The organism is Labrys sp. 22185 (assembly GCF_052045555.1).
Taxonomy (GTDB): Bacteria; Pseudomonadota; Alphaproteobacteria; order Rhizobiales; family Labraceae; genus Labrys; species Labrys neptuniae.
This window is the reverse complement of sequence record NZ_JBQEPH010000101.1, coordinates 1-3,596: the sequence shown is the minus strand read 5'-3', so window position 1 is coordinate 3,596 and position 3,596 is coordinate 1. Positions and strand designations below refer to the sequence as shown.

4 protein-coding genes and 1 pseudogene are annotated in these 3,596 nt (G+C 55.5%); 3 read left to right on the top strand and 2 right to left on the bottom strand.

Features of this window, described 5'->3' with window-relative positions:
• The coding region (locus ACTJKX_RS37965) for a transposase (protein ID WP_440728203.1) at positions 1-414 on the top strand (414 nt) is incomplete at its 5' end.
• A 16-nt stretch (positions 415-430) separates the two neighbouring features.
• A pseudogene (locus tag ACTJKX_RS37960) lies at positions 431-646 on the top strand (IS3 family transposase); the annotation flags it as partial.
• A 168-nt stretch (positions 647-814) separates the two neighbouring features.
• On the opposite strand, the gene ACTJKX_RS37955 reads toward ACTJKX_RS37960, so the two are convergent.
• Both ACTJKX_RS37955 and ACTJKX_RS37950 read right to left on the bottom strand, forming a co-directional pair.
• Complete coding sequence (locus ACTJKX_RS37955) at positions 815-1,003, bottom strand: hypothetical protein (protein WP_149249099.1); 189 nt, start codon at positions 1,001-1,003, stop codon at positions 815-817.
• A gap of 1,020 nt (positions 1,004-2,023) precedes the next feature.
• A complete protein-coding gene (locus tag ACTJKX_RS37950) occupies positions 2,024-2,494 on the bottom strand; it encodes a PRC-barrel domain-containing protein (protein WP_246683530.1) in 471 nt (156 codons plus the stop codon).
• A 380-nt stretch (positions 2,495-2,874) separates the two neighbouring features.
• Between ACTJKX_RS37950 and ACTJKX_RS37945 the strand changes: the two genes are divergently transcribed.
• Positions 2,875-3,138 (top strand): SPOR domain-containing protein, encoded by a 264-nt coding sequence (locus ACTJKX_RS37945; protein ID WP_440728481.1) that lies wholly within the window; start codon positions 2,875-2,877, stop codon positions 3,136-3,138.
• The last annotated feature ends 458 nt before the right edge of the window (positions 3,139-3,596 follow it).

Here is a 3,596-nt window from a genome sequence, read left to right as displayed (position 1 = left end):
ATCCACGAGCAGGAGCTCGAGCGCATGGTTCGAGAAAAAGCGCCGAAACTTATGAAAGCGCATGGCATCTCGACAATGACCATGGCCGAAATGCTGATCCTTGTCGGCGACAATCCTGAGCGCATCAAATCCGAAGCAGCCCTCGCAAAGCTATGTGGCGTATGTCCCATCCCAGCCTCAAGCGGCAAGACAAACCGCATGCGCCTGAACCGTGGCGGAAACCGACAGGCTAATGCCGCCCTTTACCGCGTGGCTATCGTTCGGCTGCGGGATCACGCAACCACGAAAGCTTACGCGGTCAGGCGGAGAGCGGAAGGCAAAACACCTCGAGAAATCGTGCGCTGCGTGAAGCGATACATCGTCCGTGAAATTTACCGCCATCTCTGCGTGCCAGGCGCCCACCGTCCCGCTTGACAGATATAGGAGCTTCAACGCGCTGGCCAAGACGATCAACGGCCTCTACAAGGCCGAGGTCATCCATCGGCGCGGGCCATGGCGAAGCTTTGAGGCCGTCGAGTTCGCCACGCTGACCTGGGTCGACTGGTTCAACAATCGCCGGCTGCTGGAGCCTATCGGCAACATCCCGCCGGCCGAAGCCGAGGAACGCTACTACGCCATGCTGGACGCTCCAGCCATGGCTGCATAACTTAAACGAAATGGCCTCCGGCAAACCCGGGGCGGTTCACTGCCTGATCAGCGTCTGCGATGGCAAGACCGTTCACCTCGACAGGTTGAGAGAACTTGGCATGTTCCATATGGCACCTCCTGGTATCCAACACCGGGGAGAGCCGTTCGTTCCTGGGAGGGCCTGAGGCTAGAGCATGCCAGCTTCGCGCCTGCGTTCCAGATCCGCTGCATTCAGCATTGCGAGCAGATCACCGGCTTCGTCCACCTCGAAACCTGTGGCTTCGAAGCCGCCGACTATCCCTGGCAAGCCTGTAAACACGTCGAAAACGGTCCACGTGCCGTCTTCTTCCTCTCGAAGATCGAAGCGTCGTTCCATAATCGGCAACATGGCGCGAATGGCTGGAGGTGGCGAAGTTATTTGCGGCAGCACACTCGGAGTCGAATCTGGCGGCGCCGAAACCGGTATTGATGCCGAATTTTCGCGCGATAGCAGATCGATGGGATCCGGCTCTTTTGGCTTGAATATGTGAGAAGATGTTTCCCCTTGAAGCTTTGTGCTTCAGAAAAATTCGTCAGGCGATCCAGCACCCTAAATCGTATTTCTTCCGCGGCCCGATTAAAATCTAAGGCAGAAGGTGCATTGCTGCTGCAATTATTGCAGCAGCAATGCATAGGGCGAGAAGCATCCAAGCAAAAGAAACCTGACGAGCCGCTTCCTTTCTCGAAACACTCATGAATGGCGCGGTCTTCACCCGCTTTCGGACGGGCGGCAAATCAACAGGCATAAGGCCTCGCTAAAGACGGGGTACAAGATTGCAAATCCGGCCGGCCATATACTGATAGGGACCTTGCTCGCCCAATAGGCTGGGTATTTACCTAGACGTAACTGAGGCTTCAATATCCGCTCTACCTTGGCTTACCGATACTGGCAGACACGTTTCCCAAGCAAGCTGCTATAATGGCACCTGCTGCCGCGATGGCGCGGTCTGGTCACGTCCGCAACGACAGCGCCGGCTGCAGCGCCGATAGCTCCACCAACAATCGCACCGCCCGCGGAACGGGTGGCGACACCTCCGATGAGCGCGCCACCCGCGCCGCCGAGAAGCGCGCCCTTGGACATACGCGTATCCCTAGCATTGGCGCAGGCCGCGATGGACAGCGCTACAACGCACAATATGATAATATTCTTCATGTCACTCTTCCGATCAAGGCATCGAGGTGCGCGTGCGGGGATCATCGCTCTGAACCACTTTCCGGGACGACCTTATCCCCGAACCGGCACTCAAGAAGAGGGTCGGAAACTACCTAGAACGACGCCGATCACCGCGCGCTGTTCTTTGTCCTTAAGAAGGACCCGCCGAACGAGGAGTGACGACTGACCGACTTGCGTCGGAGTCTAGTCACTTCGCCTTGAGGAAGAGTTTTCATAATAGGCATCGATCCGGTCTCCATAGGCGCGATCAGACCAATTCGGCCCGTCTGCCGCCGAAAAACTAGGTGAATTCACTAGCAAAAGACGATCAAGGTCGAGAAGGAATACCCGCCGAACCATGTCGAACGTCAGCAGCTTCCAGGGCAGTGGATGATAGCGTTCGCCCATGCCGAGCAGATCGCCAAAGGCCATGACGGCATAGGTGACTTGGCCGGTAATCCTGTCGACCAAGAAATCATACGCCGTGCCGAGAAGCTCATCGTGACGATTATAGACGGCCGTGCCCTTGATTTCTCCCAATGCAACCAGACGATCGACCTGCCCGCTAGCAGCCCCGCTGGTGAAGGTTGCAGTATCAGCATCCATGTTGATGGGTGTACGATCCCCGTTCATGCCCGTGGCGACTTTATCCGAAACCATGCGATCGTTCTCCATAAGGACCCTTCTTCGCCGCGTGCCGATGAGGCGCGAGGCTGTAATTTCGTCATGATAGAATTGGAAAGCCCGGGAACGCAGGCTCGGAAACTACCCAGGAAGGTCTGTGTCTAATCGCCGTCCTCTAAAAGCCGACCTCAGGCATCTTCGTCAAAGGGCGCTCCACACCACCACACTGGCACATCAAGCCGTTGGAAGCGTCCAACCCTCAGAGCGGCTTCGATCGCAAGGCAGATGCTCGCGGCTCAACTTGGCTCCGATCCCTAGAAATAATGCCGTAGAAATAATGCCGTCGTCACATGCGAGTGTGGCAACCTCGGACAGGAACCTTGCGAGCGCCACGCCGTTCTCGTCCTATGAGGATTGGTGAGGGAACGGCGATGACAACGGTTCGATTTCTTCGCGAAGACGAAAGCCCTCCGACACAAAGCAATTGGGTGCTGATTGAATTGACCGGCCCCGTTTGGGTTGTAAATAGCGCCACATACACCGATGACGTTGTCCCCTCCGATCCCATCGGGCCGTTTCATACCCGCGACGATGCAGTCAAAGCCGCAACGGATTTGGCTCAGGAAATCGGTATCGACGTCGTCTATGTGCGTGGGCCCCTGTCGGAATTGCCCTCGATGAATGCAACGGGATAAACAAGAGCAATTATAAATACTTAGATTAAATAAATATTTATTCATATTAGATCGACAAAATAAGGATTATAATCCCATCTTGATGACTGGATTGGATCTTATGAAAAATAAAAATGACAATTCTGCGCAAAAAAATCAGCCGAAGAATAGCGACTTTGCTGTCGCAGCAAGCTCATATTACAAAAAGCGCTCCAATGTTTCACAGGAGATACAGAGGCACGACAGCGAAGACACCCGTGAGACGCCCGCCAACGGTACCAATACCGACGGCACACCGCCTACGCGAACCAGGCTCGAAAAGACATCCTCCGGATCTCGGCGGGTGCAGCGAACGCGCCTGACCCGCCCCACTCCATAAGGTGCAATGCTGTTAGAGCGCAGCAGCGTACAGCGGTGGGAAGGCATTGTTCAGCGTACCTTTCGTTCCTTGTTATGATGGTCATCACAGGCCACATCCA

Excerpts from the sequence above, each read along its gene's own strand:
- ACTJKX_RS37955 (WP_149249099.1), bottom strand. The coding sequence starts at position 1,003 with ATGGAACGACGCTTCGATCTTCGAGAGGAAGAAGACGGCACGTGGACC.
- ACTJKX_RS37950 (WP_246683530.1), bottom strand. The coding sequence starts at position 2,494 with ATGGAGAACGATCGCATGGTTTCGGATAAAGTCGCCACGGGCATGAAC.
- ACTJKX_RS37945 (WP_440728481.1), top strand. The coding sequence starts at position 2,875 with ATGACAACGGTTCGATTTCTTCGCGAAGACGAAAGCCCTCCGACACAA.